Source organism: Brevibacillus reuszeri (assembly GCF_001187725.1).
GTDB lineage: Bacteria > Bacillota > Bacilli > Brevibacillales > Brevibacillaceae > Brevibacillus > Brevibacillus reuszeri.
Genome location: NZ_LGIQ01000009.1, coordinates 2,091,133 through 2,108,049 on the forward strand (window position 1 = coordinate 2,091,133; position 16,917 = coordinate 2,108,049).

The following is a 16,917-nucleotide window of genomic DNA, read 5'->3' on the forward strand; positions in this document are numbered from 1 at the left end:
GGACAAGTTTAGATAAGTATGGAAATGGAGTTGGGATTCATGGAAATTAAGGCGCCACTTGATATCGTACAAATTCAGGAAATCATTCCTCACCGATACCCGTTTTTACTGGTTGATAAAATCGTAGAGCTGGAATCTGGCAAGCGAGCTGTCGGGATCAAAAATGTAACGATGAACGAGCCATTTTTCCAGGGCCACTTTCCTGGTTATCCGGTCATGCCTGGCGTCCTAATTGTGGAAGCTTTGGCGCAGGTTGGCGGGGTAGCTATGCTGAGCCTGGAGGAACATCAAGGAAAAATTGGTCTGTTCGCAGGGATTGATGAATTCCGCTTCAAGGATCAGGTAAGGCCTGGTGATACGCTTACTTTGGACGTTGAGCTGACTCGTGTTCGCGGTACGGTCGTGAAAGCAAACGGGAAAGCTTTGGTAAATGGGAAAGTGGTAGCAGAGGGCGGCATGATGTTTGCATTGACTGCAGGAGATAAGGCACATTCATGATCATCTTGAATGTGCCTTTCTTTTCGGGTAAAATGGCTATTGGGCTACTTATGCATTGAAGGTGAAAAAATTGGCCAAACAGGTCGCTAAAATATTGGATGTTCCGTTTTCTACTCTCGGGTTCCGCGAGACAATAGCAGATATGGTCGAACGGATTGAGAGCGGACAAAAGACCCACGTGGTAACCGCCAATCCGGAAATCGTCATGCTTGCGAGAGAGCATCAGGGCTTTCGTTCTATTGTAGAACAAGCCTATGTTGTTCCTGATGGAATTGGTATCGTATACGCAGCAAAATGGACCAATCAGCCTATCTATGAGCGCGTGACAGGGGTAGAGCTGTTAGAAGCGTTGATGGCAGAGGCTAATCAATATGGATGGAATGTATATTTGCTCGGAGCCAGTCCGGAAGTAATTGAGCTGGCTGCCACCAAGCTGCAGGCCCGTTATCCGCAAGCGCGCTTGGTTGGCTATCGAAACGGATATTTTAAAGAAGAGGAAGAAGAACAAATTGTGCAGGAAATCGCTGAAACGAGGCCGCATCTGTTGTTTGTTGCTTTGGGCGCTCCCAAGCAGGACAATTGGCTGGTCAAGTACCGTGAGCGATTGAATGCTTCGCTGATGATGGGAGTAGGCGGCAGCTTTGACGTCATTTCCGGGAAAGTGAAGCGCGCTCCTGAGGTTTGGCAGAAATTGCATTTGGAATGGTTTTATCGACTTGCTTCCGAGCCTTCTCGCTGGAAGCGTCAGCTGGCTATTCCGCGGTTTGTCGTAACCGTTTTAAAAGAAAAATGGAGTAGCCGTTCCTAGATGCATCCGTAGAGAGGAGAACAGTCGATGTCTACATTAATCCTCGGATTTTTGACTTCGCTGATCATATCGTTTGTTGCAACACCGTACGTCAAAAAGCTGGCAGAAAAGGTTGGGGCCGTAGATGCCCCGAACCAACGCAAAGTACATACGCGTATCATGCCGCGTATGGGTGGATTAGCCATTTACTTAGGCTATATGGTTGCTTTCTTTTTGTTCGTCCCATATACGAGCATGTCTGAAATGCTTGGAATTTTCTTTGGTAGTACGATTGTCATGACTGTCGGGATGCTGGATGATAAATATCAGCTTTCGCCAAAGTGGAAGCTGCTTGGTCAGCTGGTCGCGACTGCGATCGTCGTGATTCCGTTCGGACTGAAAATTGGCGTAGTCAATCTGCCTTATATGGGCAGCATTGATTTTAGCAGTGGCTGGCTCTTTTGGCTCGCAATCCCGATTACGATGTTCTGGATTGTGGGGGTAACCAATGCAGTCAACCTGATTGACGGTTTGGATGGCTTGTCCGCAGGTGTTTCAGCGATTGCAGCTGGAACAATGGCAGTAGTGGCGCTGTTGATGGGAGACTACAAAGTCGCTACGTACTGTTTCGTGCTCCTCGGAGCCATTCTTGGATTTCTGTACTTTAACTTTCACCCGGCGCGCCTGTTCATGGGCGATACTGGTTCACTCTTTTTAGGTTTTAACCTGGCTGCACTATCGATCATGGGCTTTAAAGAAGCGTTGTTCGTTTCCTTTATTATCCCAATCGTCGTGCTGGGCGTTCCGTTGTGGGATACGTTCTTTGCAATCGTACGCCGCATCGTGAACAAAAAGCCAATTTCGAGTCCGGACAAAGGACATTTGCATCACTGCTTGCTTAACATGGGCCTTTCACACCGTTCAACCGTACTGACGATTTATTCGATCAGCATCTTCTTCGGTACGATGGCAATCCTGTTGACCAAGACGACCAAATGGACGACGATCATCGTCATGGTCATCCTTTTGATTGGCATTCACTTAGGGACGGAGATCGTTGGACTCGTCAGCAGACGTCATCGTCCGTTGATTAATACGTATCGTCGGTTGAAAATCAAGTACGTCGAGCAGCAACGGCGAACAAATTAATAAAGCTGGAAAGCCTCTGCGATCGTTTATAGCAGAGGCTTTTTTTTCATGCGATTTAGGTGGAAACACTTAACTGCAGAAGGCGTTTAGCCGATATACATAGAGAGAAATAAGTGCCGTGGCTTTATGAAAACGGGACAATCAAGAGGTTCAGAATAATGTGGAGAGGTGAAAAGATGATTAGGCTAAATCAACAATTCCGTCGTTGGTTCGCTATGTGCCTGGCGATAATGCTACTTGTAACTGGTTTTTTACCGGCTGCACCTGCTTCGGCAGCATTAGGCTCCAACTGGAATGCTGGAATTGACACACCAACAAATTATTTAGCTACAGGAACCGGCAATGGAAATGCATTTACGACTCCGCTCAAGACCATAACGAGATTGGTGTATGGTGTGAAACTTGTCTACAAGGATAATTCCAAAAATGGACAAGGTGTTGATGTGTTAATTGATGGAGTCGCGCTTCCAAACACACAACTTTTTGTGAACAACACGATTACTCTTCCGGATTTTTATTTAAACAGCAGTGGGGCAGTGACAAAAGTAACAGTAAGACCTAAAGTCACCCTAGATCCTACAAATGATACATCGGAAATTTACTTCCAATATACGCCAAACCCTGCGTCGTCTGGAACAGGACCTCTACAGTTTACGAATTCCGGGCAAGGCGAATATGCGAGTGATCCTAAACCAGTGACGAGCCGTACAGTATCGGGACTGCAATATACTTATTCGATACCTGCTGCGGTAGATAAAACACAAGCGGTCGAAGTGCAAGTGAACGGAACAACGATCCGTACGGTATATGGTGCTGGCGGACCAGCTAATCCATTACCAGACTTCGATTTGGCCCCTGGTTTGAATGCGGTTCAGATTTACGCTCCGAATACGGGTGAGAGAGATGTTATTTACTACGAATACAACTCGATGAATAGCCCAATCACCATTACCAACTTTGCAGGTGGAACGACAGCTTACAATCCTGTCGTTTATGGAGATTCCACGATTACACTGACAGGTACGTATGGTAGTGGGGTAACGGGGAGCAGCCTTCGTCTGAAACTCATCACCAATAATGGACAAACGGTTCAGGATTTGAGCAATACCGCGCCGTCGATTAGTGGCAGCAACTTTACTTTCCATAACATTGGCTTGAAGCCGGGTCTTAATCAGATCGCGTTTTATGAGAAGGTAGGGAATGTAACCAAAGAGCATTACCAATTTTACGTTCAGTATAATAACACGCCACTCGTTAGTGATTTGAAAATTAACGACACGCCGCTGAATGATCCGAACGTAACTACGAATCCAACGTATATTACCGTACCATCGCTGAATCGTCTCAATCTGAACATGGACGGGAAAGCGCTCAACGCAGATAGCGTTGAAGTAAAAAACCTGCGTACAGGTGATGTTGTCAAAACACAGGTAAACCGTACAGGTTCGTTTGGATTGAGTGTTCCATCGTTGCTTGGGGAAAACTCATTGGAAATCAGAGTCTTTAACCAAAATAAAGAGGTCGGAACGTTTACAAGAAATCTGATCGTAGCGACCACCTCATCGGGTAGTTCTGACCAGTTTTACAATGTTACTTTGGGCGGTGTGGCGTTGACGCCGAGCCAGCCAGCAATAGTAAAAGGGACAGCAGTCTCTCCAGCTATGACTCTAAACGGAAAAGCATTGCTGCGTTTTGTAGATATTCCAGGGCAGCAGTTGTTCCAAGACTTTAAAGTCACGATTTATGAAGGCTCCAACAAAACAGAATTCACAACAGGTGTAACCTTCTCGCCAATCGGAAATCCGCAAAGTGGCTTTACCGAATATACGGTGAGTTTGCCGGTCCCAGCTGGAACATTCCAGGATGGAAAAACCTACAAGGTTGCCCTCAGCTATCAGTATTTAGAAAAAGCATCGGATAATACTGTTACATCACCGTCCGGTTACATTGCAATTGCTAACTACGAATATCAACTGAAGTATTTGGACAGTACAAAACCGAGCATTGAGCGCGTAATCAATTTGGCGAGCGCACAAGTATTGTCACCATCTTCTGCTAACATCATTGTTACCTCACCTCTAGAGCTGAACGTAGTCACACAGAATATTGCTGCAACGACGGGGAATATCTCGATTGTATATAACAATCAGGCATTGACCTCAGGGACTGATTATGTGATTAGCGGAGCTGGAACAAACGGGTTTACACTCACGCTGAAAAAGCTGTCCCAAGGCTTAGGCAAACTCGAAATTGGATACACAGGAGCTAACCCAACAACCGCTACTTACACACTCGATGTACGAATTACACCTTACGTTCAAATGACGTATGTAGATGCAACTGGCCAAGTGCGGAGCTTTGAGGATGGCTATCAGGTTAAGAGCGAAAATGACATTCGGAATCTTGATGGTAAAGTTTACAACTATGTATTGAAAACAAGCAACATTGAAGCAACTCTGAATGGCGCACCAATCACAATCAAAGCTAGCAATATCGATACAAATAAGGGAACATTCCTGATTGAAAAAAGTGAGTTGAATTACAAAAAAGGAAACAACGTTCTCAAGGTCACTCTGACAGATGACCCGAAAACGGTCTTTACGTACAATGTTTCCTACAATTCATCCAAAACACCAGCCGTTGAAGACATTAAGCTGGAGATTACCTCTAATGGAAAGACCGAAGAGCTGACCAAAAAAGCAGCTGATCCATCGTACAATACAGGTGCTAACTTCTTGAGTGGTCTGAGCTTTACGGTAAAGGATGCTACGCACGTATACATTGAGAAGAATGGAAAACGAATCAATGATTTCCGTTTCAAAAACGGGGATTGGGATCAAGACACAACCAATCAGGAATACGTGAATGCACGACTGGAAGCAGCGTTGAATAATGACCTGAGAGACCTGTTTGATGACCACAATATTGATTCGAAGTCCCGCTCCCGATTTGAAGGGAAAATGAGCACGAAGAAGTACGGTGATCTCGTAGAAGAAATTCAAGATGCTGTCACCGATGCCAAAGAGCAAGAGCAAAAGCTTGCACTCTTCCCTCTTACCTTGAAAAAAGGTGGGACGACTGTATACACAATCGTAGCAGAAGATGACAATGGAACCGTAATTCGCTATGACATCAACATTGATCAGAAATATTCGAGCTGGGAAGTCCTAGCCCCAGTAAAAGCGAAAGAAACGGATCAATACATCATCGTGAATAGTAACAGTGCGGTTGTGAAGGTTTTTGCAGAAAATGCAAACAAGGTTCTGTTCGGTAAAACAGAAGCGAAAGTAAAAAATACGACAAACCCTGATTTTTATTACGACGATGACGCGGGGAAAACAATTCCCGAGACCTACTATGTCTTCACATCGACCGTAGCACTGAAAAAGGGTCTGAATACAGTGAAGTTCTCTGTCGTAGTAGGGAATAGCACGTATAATGACGAGATCAAGATTTACAATGCCAATTCCACTGTTAACGGTGCCGAATACCGTGATGTGTTAGGTAAAAAAGTGTCTTTTAGTGTATTCGACAAGCAGTTTGATCTGAAATTCCCTGCAGGTACTGTTTTGTTGTCTCCTGATGACAGTCGTGCAGGCCAAGAAGTAAAAAATCCGAATGGAGACATTTTTGTCGATGTACCCCTCTATTTCGGGATTGCAGACCGTACAACAGGTCAAGTCAACATTGCTGACGACAACTTAGAGGACAGGCTGGTACTTGAATCCAACTTTAACTATGCGAGTCCGCTTTACTACGTCGATGCCGGTGATATCGAAGCTCCAGGCGGACGTGACCCGTATTACGATGAGGGTGATGCTGAGGACTTCAAGAGCCGCTGGCAAGACAATCTCGTACCTAGCCGTAGAGGAACACTTACAATCAAATACGATCCATCGATTGTAAATGCTGCCAACAATATCTTGACCATTTATTATCACAACGGTGATGAGTGGAAAAATCTTGGCGGAGTTGTAAATACCGGTGCCAAGACAGTACAAGTTCCATTTGCCGGATTTGGTTTCTATATGGTAATGAAAACAAGAGAATCGTATGATGACGTAGTTAGTCATGATTTTGCCCGTGATGCAATGGAGACATTGTATGCAAAAGGGATCATGCCAGCATACAGTGGCAGCAGCTTTGGCGCAAACCGTGATATGCGACGTGGCGAATTTGCAACGATGCTTGTAAAAGCAATGGCTCTGCCAATCAATGCAGGACCATATCGAGATAGCAATGAGCGCGATCCTTTGGAGCCAACCTTTACAGATGTACGACCAAACAGAGATGCCTGGGATTATGAGTACAAGTATATTGAGACAGCAGCTCGCGCGGGTATTATTCGCGGAAAACAGCCTGGCTACTTCCGCCCAGATGATTCACTGACTCGTGAAGAAGCTGCGATCATGATTGCTCGTGCCATGAATTTGAAGCTGGGCACTTTAGAAGCTTCAAAACTGGCGCTGGGCAAGATGTTTACAGATGCCAAAGATGTTGGGTACTATGCAGCTCCATCCGTACTTGTCGTCAGCAAAGCAAAATTGATGAACGGTGAGCCGAATGAAGCCGATGCGAAGAAACCAACATACAGCTTTAAACCAACAAACAACCTGACTCGTGCCGAGATGGCCATCATCACCATCCGCGTTATGGTTCAGTTGAAAAAACTGCCTAAGCAGTAAGCGTAGATTTCAGACATATATAATAGAAGAAAGCTGAAGAAGACATTCGTCTCTTCAGCTTTTCTTTTGCCATTTATTCACTATCTACATCCCCGACTGCTTCAACCGGAACCTCGACATACTCTTTCTCACCCATATGAATTTTAGCCTGTCCATTCGTTAAATCAACCATTCTTTCGACAAAAGCATCTTGCTCGCCCTCGGGAATGAGAACATGCGCCGTTACCTTGTCTGTAAAATCAGTCCCACTCACTCGGTACTCACCGATGCGCAGCTCATTTTCGACTTTTCCCCACCAGGTATAATCTACACTGACGGAGATGGTTTGGTGCAGCGTGTGAATAACGATTTTGGCAGCCTTTAATGCTGTAACCGTGCCAGCTGTATAAGCGCGGACCAGTCCGCCTGCACCGAGCTTGATCCCGCCAAAATAACGGGTAACGACAACAACGGTATCCTTGACCCCATTTTTCTTGATGCATTCCAGTATCGGCTTGCCTGCCGTGCCGCTTGGCTCGCCATCGTCACTTGAACGCTGGATCTGATCATTTTCGCCGATAACAAAAGCGGAGCAGTTATGGGTCGCATCCCAATGCTTCTTTTTTATTATGGCAATAAATGCAGTTGCTTCTTCCTCGGTTGTGACCCTTTGAGCGTATCCAATGAAGCGGGAACGCTCAATGACGATCGTATCGTCACCGTAGCCAGCTACAGTCTTGTATTGCGTAAGCATCGTTCATTCACCTCAACAAAAGGATAGCATGTGTAAGAATTGTTGGCGAACACTGAAATGTTTTTGACACATAATCGTAGTAATCTATGGGGCAAGAATGGACTAAAAAGGAAAGGGAGGGTCTATACATGATAAAGTGTGCGTAATCCCTTATGAAAATGCTGGTATGGCATTAATTTTTCGTGTGCGAAACAATACTCTGTGATATAGTGATCTTGGGACAAACTGTATTATTTCAAGTCGTGAAAGATTTTACGATCAATACAATTTAAAGGAGTGGAAACAAGTGAACTTTCCATACTCAAGCAAGAAATGGATGACGATCAGTTTGGCAGCTGTATTGACCACAGCGATTGGCGCAGGAACCTTGACTGCATCTGCAAATACAGGTTCTGAAGCAGCTAAAACGACTGCGACGGCACCAGCACAAACACCAGCAACACCGGATAAAGTTGCGGCACAGACAGGTACTACCACTGCACCTGCTACAAATGCTGCGGAAGAGCTGACGCTCGAAAAAGCGATTGAACAGGCATTGAAAACAAACGTTACACTTGAGAATGCTAAAATCGACGCCAAAAACGCAGATTTAAACCAAGCTCTATCTTATAAAACAAATGCAGATATGCCAGAAGAAATGCGAGATACCTTGGATGCAGCAAAAGCGAAGCAGGTAGGGAACGCACAAGGTGAATTGACGAAAAAGCTGAATGCACTGGCAGTGAATGCGACAGAAAGCAAAATCAAACTCGGTGCACAAAACGCTTTTTACAATTTGATCTTTGCGCAAGATGACTATCAGTTGAAGAAACAAAGCTTGCAACGTGCAGAACAACAGCTCAAGGTAGCCAAGGCTGCTTTTGATGTAGGAACAAAAGCAAAAACAGATGTATTGCAAGCGGAAATGGGTGTAGCAGGAGCACAGGCTGCCCTGACACAAGCAGAAAACAGCGTACAGGTTGCGATCATGGACCTGAATGATTTTCTGGGTGTGGATCTGACGAAAAAATGGAACGTAAAGTCCTCTAACAAGCAGACTGCCCCTGTTTCAATGACAATGGAGCAAGCACAGGCGCAGGCACTCACCAAGCGCGTGGAAATGACAAAGGTACAGGAAGAGTTGAATTTGGCTGAATTGAACGTCAAGCTGATCAATGAATACTCTTTCCTCTCCACAATGCCAGGAAAAATTGCCCGTAATAATGTAGAAAAAGCACAAAAGACGATTGAAGAGCAAAAACGCACAATCTCCAAAGAAGTTGCGCAAGCATATCTCAATCTGGATGCGGCACGACAATCCATCGACTTCCAGAAAAAAGCCAAGGATTCTGCTGCAGAAAGCTATCGCTTGACCAATCTGCGCTTTGAAAACGGTCTTGCAACTACATTGGAAGTTGTTCAGGCAGAAGAAGAGCTGTCCAGCAGAGAGAACCAGTATCAAAAGGCGATCCTCTCCTACAATCTGGCAGTTGTAAACTTTGAAACATCTTTGGGTAACTAAGGTTTACACATACAAGAAAGATTTGTAAGGTTTTGAATGGAATTGGAAAAAGGTTCAATGGTGACAGCCCGCCCGACGTACCCTATAATACGAATTGTGGCGGATGTCACTTTGTACATATACAGGTGAATAAGATCTTCAAAAAAAAAGATAAACTTTTTTTCGAAGGTACCGCAACTTTTGATTAGCTCAGGCGTTTAATAGGATGTCACACGAAATACGGGGAATTGTGTAAAAAAGATTCACGAATTCTAGCACTTGTGTTACACTAGTGATTGTTGCATTTTACACAATACTGAATATACTAGAGGTTTTTAACACAAAAAAAGCGAAGCTGTCCTGCGAAAGGAGGTGACACGCGCTTGCAGGATTCGGGCTTTAAAAAGAAAGATAGATTAACAAAAAATATTCCCCAAGAACAATTTGTTTATACTAGAGGAGGAGAACACAAGGTTATGAAAAAGGTCGTTAACAGTGTATTGGCTAGTGCACTCGCACTTACTGTTGCTCCAATGGCTTTCGCAGCAGAAGATGCAACTACAGCTCCTAAAATGGACGCTGCTATGGAGAAAACCGTAAAACGCCTTGAAGCTCTTGGCCTGGTAGCAGGCTATGGCAATGGCGAATACGGCATTGATAAAACAATCACTCGTGCAGAGTTTGCTACTCTGATCGTTCGCGCTCGCGGACTGGAGCAAGGTTCCAAACTGGCACAATACAACTCTACTTATACAGACGTTAAAACTGGTGACTGGTTTGCAGGTTACGTAAACGTAGCTTCCGGCGAAGAAATCGTAAAAGGTTTCCCGGACAAATCCTTCAAACCACAAAACCAAGTTACTTACGCTGAAGCAGTAACGATGATCGTTCGTGCACTGGGCTATGAGCCATCCGTTAAGGGTGTATGGCCAAACAGCATGATCTCCAAAGCTTCCGAGCTGAACATTGCAAAAGGTATCAACAACCCTAACAATGCAGCAGTTCGTGGCGATGTATTCAAAATGCTCGACAACGCTCTTCGCGTTGACTTGATGGAGCAAAAAGAATTCGGAACTGACATCCGTTTCGAAATCACTAACAAAACTCTCTTGACTAAATATCTGAAAGTTACTGTACGTGACATGGATTGGTCCCATGAATCCGGTAACTCTTCCGAAGATTTGCCACTCGTAACTAACGTTCCAGCTATCGGCCTGGGCAAAGTAAAAGCTAACGAAGTTACTTTGAACGGTAAAGACGCTGGTTTGGGCAACACTACTTACAAAGTAGCTGATGGCATCAACCCTAACGAATACGATGGCCAAAAAGTTCAAGTTTGGATCAAAGATGACAGAGAAAATGTTATCGTTTGGATGGAAGGCTCCGAAGATGAAGAAGTTGTTATGGACCGCGTAAGTGACTTCTTCCTCAAAGGCAAAGCTTACACAGATGCTACTAGCCTGTCCAAATCCGATCTGGAAGATATGAAATTGGAACTGGATGCAAGCGGTAAATCCTACCGTTTGACTAAAGATACAAAAGTTACTTACAACTTCACTCGTTTCAACGACCCAGTTGATGGTCTGAAAAAGATCATTAAAGACAAGGGCGGCGACACTTACGGTGTTAAAGTTGTACTGAACGATGCTAACGAGATCTCTTACATCCACGTAATTGACGACCAAACAATCGACAAGAGCGTTAAAGGCGTTAAATACGGTTCTAAAGTTATCTCCAAAATCGATGCTGACAAGAAAAAAATCACGAACCTGGATAGCTCCAAGTTCAACGAGCTGGAAGACCAAGACGAAGGAAGAGACTTCCTCGTATTCTTGGATGGCAAACCAGCTAAATTCAGCGATTTGAAAGAACTCGATGTATACAGCATCTACTATGCAGATGGCGATGAAGACAAATACCTCATCTTCGCTACTCGTAACGTAGTTGAAGGTAAAGTTGATAAAGTAGTTAGCCGTAACAGCAAAGACATCCGTGTAACTGTTGGTGGCAAAACTTTGAAAGTATACAGCAATGCTTCCTACTCCGAGAATGCTAACAAAGATGTTAAAAAGATCGATAGCAGCAACTTGGATCTGATCAGCAACCTCGATGGAGAAGATGTAAAACTCTTCTTGGATGCTTCTGGCCGTGTTCGTCACATCGAGACGAAAGATGCGATCGACGATCGTAAACCAAAAGCTATCGTAACTCGTCAAGCTACTGAAAACACAAGCAAAGATACTTATGATTTCGTAGTTATGACTCAAAAAGGCAAGAAAGAAAACATCTCTCTTGACAAAAAGAACATCTACGATGCTAAAGGTGTAAACTTCGACAAGAATGGTAAATCAGAACAATTGGTTGACATCTTGAAACCAAGAAAAGATAGCAGCACTGTACTGTTGGAACTGAACTACGATTCCAAAGGTAACGTAGACAAAGTAAGAATCCTGGACACTAAACTGATCGCTTCCTCCGGATCTGCTTGGGATAAACTGGCTGATGAAGATGACAACGTTGTTGGCGACTACGAAGTAACTGACAAAACTGCAATCTTCAAAATGACTGGCGAAATCACTAAAGACAAACGCGCTGAGCTGAAAACGCCTGGTACTGCTAAGTTCAAATCTATTGCTGATAAGAGCGATGTCTCCGTATTCTACACTGTAAACGAAGACAAAGGCGAAGTTGAAGCTATCTTCGTAGTTGAAGGTAACGGTCTGGGTAGCGATGTAAGATTTGGTATGGTTAAAGACTATGGTACATCCAACAAACAAGACTCTGTTACTTTGGTAACAAAAGACGGCGATTCCGTTGTTACAAAAGAGTTCAAGCTGGATGGCGATAAAGAAGATCTGAGAGACTACAAAGGCATCAAACGTGGAGATTTCATCTCGTTCACTACGAACTCCGATAATGAAATTGAAGTTGATGATGTAGTTGAAGTTATCAACGGAAACGCAATTGGCGACGATAGCTGGCCACTGATTCTTGACTCAAATGAGTGGAGCAAAGCTGGAATCGACAACATGGTAGTAGCTCACGTTGACAAAGTTGATGGCAACACCATCACTTACAACAAAAAGCCACTGTACACGAAAGCTGGTACTGCTTTCATCGATGTATACGATGACCTCGACGGTAAAGACGGCGTAGATGAAGGCGACTACATCGTATTGATCGACGCAGCTGATGTTAACGGTACTCGTTTTGACTACGTAGTAATCGTTTCTAGCGATGATGAAGTTGAGAAATACGACGTTCCTAAGTCTTCTGTAGAAGCTTTCTTGAAACAAACTAAAGTTAAGCCAGATCCAGATCCAGTAGACCCTGAAATCAGCAATATCAAGGGTGAAGCCGTTGAAAGTGAATTGCTCGAAGGCGTATTTAACTACAAAGTATCTGGTAAAATTGATAACCCTAAAGCAGTAACTTCCTTTACTTGGACTGTTGGAAATAAAACGTCTAATGTAAAAATTACAGACGGTACTTTCTCTGCAGCTCAAATCGGTAAGGGTGGCTTTGAAGTAGGCGAACTGAAGCTCACTTACAAAGACAAAAATGGTAAAGAACAAACTATTACTGAAGAAGTGAAATTCTAATCAAAGTTTCCAATCAGTGAGAGTTTGAGTACGAGTCTAATAATTTTGGCTGGTGCTAACGTTTCGTACGTGGCACCAGTCCCAACTTATTAGATTGTTTTAACGAATACACAGAATATCTAAACAGATAACAGATCTGGAGGGGTAGTACGTGAAGAAAAAACAGTTAGCACTTTCCGTGTTGTCTACAGCACTTGTTGCTAGTATGGCAGCATCTGCTTTCGCAGCACCAAAAGCAGGTATTTACATCGGTGGAAACGTAGACAAGTACTATAGCTTTAAAGCTATGGCAGCCAATATGGATAAGTTCTTGGATGAAATGATTGACACTGTTCCAGACGTTCTGTATGTTGACAAAGACGGTGAAGCTAAAGGTGGAAACCTTGCAGAATTACTTTTTGTTAGCAATCCAAAATCGCATTTAGTAGATGTTACGGATGCAATGTTTGCTGATATCGATGGTGCAGATGGTTTCAATGCTGTTAAAGAAGACGGGACAGTAGAAGCAGTTAAGAGAAATCCAGATGGAACTGAAATTGGCGTTACTCCTGGCGATTTGAAAGTTGAATCGGTAAGTGCTATTACCAAAACTGAACTTAAAGTTCAATTTAATAAAGCAGTTGACGCAGCAGTAGCTGCAAACTTTAAAATTCCTGGTTTGAACGTTGAGTCTGCAAGCTTGGATGCTGCTAAAAAAGTAGTAACTATCAAAGTTTCAGGCGCAGAAGCTCGTAAAACTTATGAGTTGACAGTAACTGGAATTAAAGTTGGTGGTACTACAATTGACGATATCAAGAAGAGCTTTGAAGTTCCAGCTGCTACTGAGCTATTTAAATTACATGTAGCTGCAGCTGATCAAGTAATTAAAGCTGATGGTGCATCTAAAACGCTCATTACTTTTGACGTGAAAGATGCTGCTGGCAATGAGCTCAATACAGGAGATATTGAAGTTGCATTTAGTACTACACATGGTACATTGGCTGAAAGACGCGTAACAGTACAGAACGGTAAAGCAACTGTACTTCTGACATCTGAGTTCCTGACTTCAGATGCCAATGTTAATATCATTGCCCAAATCGTTGAAGCTGCAGATAAAGATCTGATTGGTCTTAAGACTGAAACAAACGTAGTATTCAGTCCTAACCCAGATGTTATTGTCCCTGGTGTAAAACCGGTTGTTACTGGTGCAGGAGCGAGCCAAGCTGATCGTGTAGTAGTGTACTTCAATAAAGATGTTCAACTCGACTACTTCATCGATAAGAATGGTGCTCTGAATCCTGGAGTTGGATTTGAAGTCTACTCTAATGTTCCAAACTCAGGTGACCTGACCGGTTTAGACAAAGTTGACGTAAAAGGTGTATTGCCTGTTCCAGGCAACAATCAAGCGTTGATCTTGGTTCTCGATAAAAACGATGCTAATAATGACTTCCCATTGGTTGATAACTCTAACATTTTCGTGAAATTAGTTGACGGAACAAATGGAGTGAGCCAAGAAAGCAAAGCACCTCTATTTAAGCTAACTGACGCTCGTCAACCAGCTGCACTAAGCGTACAAGTACAAGATCTCAGAACTCTCGTAGTAACATTCTCTGAATCACTTGACGACCAAACTGTAACAACTTACGAGAACTGGTCAATTGACGGTGTGAAACTTGACTCTACAAAATATGATATTTCTATTGGCGATTTTGTACCAAACGCACAAGGTGGAGCGGATACTCGTCACGTAGTTACTATCAAGAAAAAAGTTGGATACTTTGAAGCTGGCTCCCATTCCATTCAGGCATCTAAAATTGGAGACTGGGCTTCAAGAACTGACAAGCTGAACATTGCAAATACCCAAACGCTTGATTTTAATGTAGTAGCTGATGAAAGTGTACCTACAGCAACAGTTGAAGTACAATCGCCTGAACAGTGGTTGCTGGACTTTAACGTAGCTGTAGAAGAAACTGGCGCTGATGCAAAAACTGCTATCGAGCTTCAAGTTTGGGATGATGTTAGCAAAGTATGGAAAGCGGTAACTGCTACCACTATTGGTAATGCGGCTGATCTGGCAGATTTGGCAGACTTGAAAGTTACCAAAGTAGCTGATACAGAAGATAAGTTCCTTGTAGAAACTCAAATCGACTGGACGAAAGTTTATAAAACTTCTACAAGCGGAAAAAACTATTTTAATGACAAGTATCGCTTGCACATTGCTGCCGAGACATTCACTAACGTAGCTAATGGTAAGCAAAATGTAGTCATTGACTTGCCACTGAACGGTCAAATGTTGACACCAGACCTTACTTCCCCATCAATTGTTGATGTTAAAGAAGTTGTTGCTGGTACTACATTTAAAGCAATTCTTAGCGAGCCAGTTAAATTGCCAGTGCTTGATCCAAATGATCCTACGAAAACTAAGCAAGAAACTCTGGCAGAAAAACAAACTGCGTTGCCAGTACCAACAGCAGAATTTATCGCTAAGGGTAATAGCGAAACAATCACTGCTACCGTTGCCCCAGTGGCAGCTGATCCATATGATTATGAGCTGACTATCACTCCAGATAAACCGCTCACAGCTGGCGAATGGACACTGGTAATTCGTTCGATCTCCGATGATATCGGAAACACAGCTGCATCTATCAGCAAGAAGTTTACTGTTGAAGGAACTGCACCGGGTGCTGATGTATTCAAAGTAGTATGGGCGTTTGCTGATGTTGATACAGATCTAATTGTTGAGGATGTTGATGCTGCTGATGCTGATGTTAACCATGATTATATCTTTGTAACTTTCAGTTCAGCAATTAGCACTACTGGTGACTTCAAGAACGTTCTGAAGACATCTAACTACACTATCGATGGTAAAGACTTACCAATCGGATCTCAAATCGTTGCTGACATCCCAGGTTATACAGATGCTACACCAGATGTTGTAGATTCGATTACCATCATTCTGCCACAAGGCACTCTGAATGGTAAAAACGCACCACACGTACTCAACATTTCTAAATACCTTGAAAACAAAAAAGGTACTAAGATCTCTGGAGACCTGCAATTGAAACTTGCATACAACATCACAAACTTGGGAACTCCAGTAGATTTCGCTGATCTGAACACTGCTATCACTGCAGCTCAAGCTAAGCATGATAATGCAGTTGAAGGGGTACTTCCAGGCCAATATGCAGCGGGTTCAAAAGCAATTTTCCAAGCTGCAATTACAGCGGCTAATGCTGTGAAAAACAACCCTAATTCTACTCAAGCTCAAGTAGACAATGCAGAAGCAGCTTTGGCTACCGCTGAAGCTACATTCGAATCAGGAAAAGTACCAACTGCAGTTGTTGATTTTACAGTGCTAGCAACTGCTATCAATGCAGCACAAGCTAAGCATGATGGTGCAACTGAAGGTGCAGCAAATGGCAACTATGCAGCGGGATCTAAAGCAACTTTCCAAACTGCAATTACTGCAGCTGAAGCTGTGAAAAACGATCCAGCATCTACACAAGCACAAGTAGACGCAGCAGTGACTGCTCTGACAGCGGCTGATACTACTTTTGAAGCAGGTAAAGTTGTTGTAGATACAGCAGCACTGGCTGCTGCGGTAACAGCAGCACAAGCTAAGCACGATGCAGCAACTGAGGGAAATGCGTCTGGAGAGTATCCTGCTCCAGCAAAAGCAAACTTCCAAGCAGCAATTGATGCAGCAAATACTGTGAAGAACGACCCTGCATCTACACAAACACAAGTAGACGCAGCAGTAACTGCTCTGGCAACGGCTGAAAATACTTTTGATGGATTGGTAACCCCTTAACAAAATCACGAAACGTTACTTCATAAACTCATCTGAGTGAAAGAAGTGGAGAATGCCTCTTGGAATAACTTCATAGTTAACTCTAAGAGGCTACTCTCCAACTACCCTGTCGAATAGATTGGCGAAATCCCAATCCATGAGAACAGCCTATAAACTCATGTGCCTAATCCTCCTGCACGGAAGCAGTCCTATA

At 43.6% G+C, this 16,917-nt stretch carries 8 protein-coding genes; 7 read left to right on the forward strand and 1 reads right to left on the reverse strand.

The features are described from left to right. Positions 1-39 precede the first annotated feature (39 nt). The 4 genes from fabZ (at position 40) to ADS79_RS24215 (ending at position 7,119) form a co-directional block, all read left to right on the forward strand. The gene (fabZ, locus tag ADS79_RS24200; protein ID WP_049740898.1) at positions 40-498 is read left to right on the forward strand and encodes a 3-hydroxyacyl-ACP dehydratase FabZ; all 459 of its coding nucleotides are present in this window, start codon (positions 40-42) and stop codon (positions 496-498) included. Between the two features lie 70 nt (positions 499-568). Beyond that, the gene (locus tag ADS79_RS24205) at positions 569-1,306 is read left to right on the forward strand and encodes a WecB/TagA/CpsF family glycosyltransferase (RefSeq protein WP_049740899.1); all 738 of its coding nucleotides are present in this window, start codon (positions 569-571) and stop codon (positions 1,304-1,306) included. Between the two features lie 27 nt (positions 1,307-1,333). Next, entirely contained in the window at positions 1,334-2,434 is a 1,101-nt protein-coding gene (locus tag ADS79_RS24210) for a glycosyltransferase family 4 protein (protein WP_049740900.1), read from the forward strand. Positions 2,435-2,610: 176 nt separating this feature from the next. After that, positions 2,611-7,119: an S-layer homology domain-containing protein gene (locus ADS79_RS24215; protein WP_049741130.1), complete on the forward strand. Its 4,509-nt coding sequence runs from the start codon at positions 2,611-2,613 to the stop codon at positions 7,117-7,119. A gap of 73 nt (positions 7,120-7,192) precedes the next feature. On the opposite strand, the gene ADS79_RS24220 is transcribed toward ADS79_RS24215, so the two are convergent. Beyond that, complete coding sequence (locus ADS79_RS24220) at positions 7,193-7,852, reverse strand: YigZ family protein (protein ID WP_049740901.1); 660 nt, start codon at positions 7,850-7,852, stop codon at positions 7,193-7,195. Positions 7,853-8,138: 286 nt separating this feature from the next. Here ADS79_RS24220 and ADS79_RS24225 point away from each other — a divergent pair, with 286 nt between their 5' ends. The 3 genes from ADS79_RS24225 to ADS79_RS24235 all read left to right on the forward strand — a co-directional run bounded on the left by ADS79_RS24225 (position 8,139) and on the right by ADS79_RS24235 (position 16,724). Further along, a complete protein-coding gene (locus ADS79_RS24225) occupies positions 8,139-9,353 on the forward strand; it encodes a TolC family protein (protein ID WP_049740902.1) in 1,215 nt (404 codons plus the stop codon). A gap of 455 nt (positions 9,354-9,808) precedes the next feature. Continuing rightward, complete coding sequence (locus tag ADS79_RS24230; RefSeq protein ID WP_084766064.1) at positions 9,809-12,934, forward strand: S-layer homology domain-containing protein; 3,126 nt, start codon at positions 9,809-9,811, stop codon at positions 12,932-12,934. Between the two features lie 151 nt (positions 12,935-13,085). Continuing rightward, positions 13,086-16,724, forward strand: a complete 3,639-nt coding sequence (locus ADS79_RS24235) for an Ig-like domain-containing protein (protein WP_049740904.1) — start codon at positions 13,086-13,088, stop codon at positions 16,722-16,724. Positions 16,725-16,917 lie beyond the last annotated feature (193 nt).

Coding starts and splice junctions, on each gene's coding strand:
- ADS79_RS24215 (WP_049741130.1), top strand. CDS start 2,611: ATGATTAGGCTAAATCAACAATTCCGTCGTTGGTTCGCTATGTGCCTG.
- ADS79_RS24230 (WP_084766064.1), top strand. CDS start 9,809: ATGAAAAAGGTCGTTAACAGTGTATTGGCTAGTGCACTCGCACTTACT.
- fabZ (WP_049740898.1), top strand. CDS start 40: ATGGAAATTAAGGCGCCACTTGATATCGTACAAATTCAGGAAATCATT.
- ADS79_RS24210 (WP_049740900.1), top strand. CDS start 1,334: ATGTCTACATTAATCCTCGGATTTTTGACTTCGCTGATCATATCGTTT.
- ADS79_RS24220 (WP_049740901.1), bottom strand. CDS start 7,852: ATGCTTACGCAATACAAGACTGTAGCTGGCTACGGTGACGATACGATC.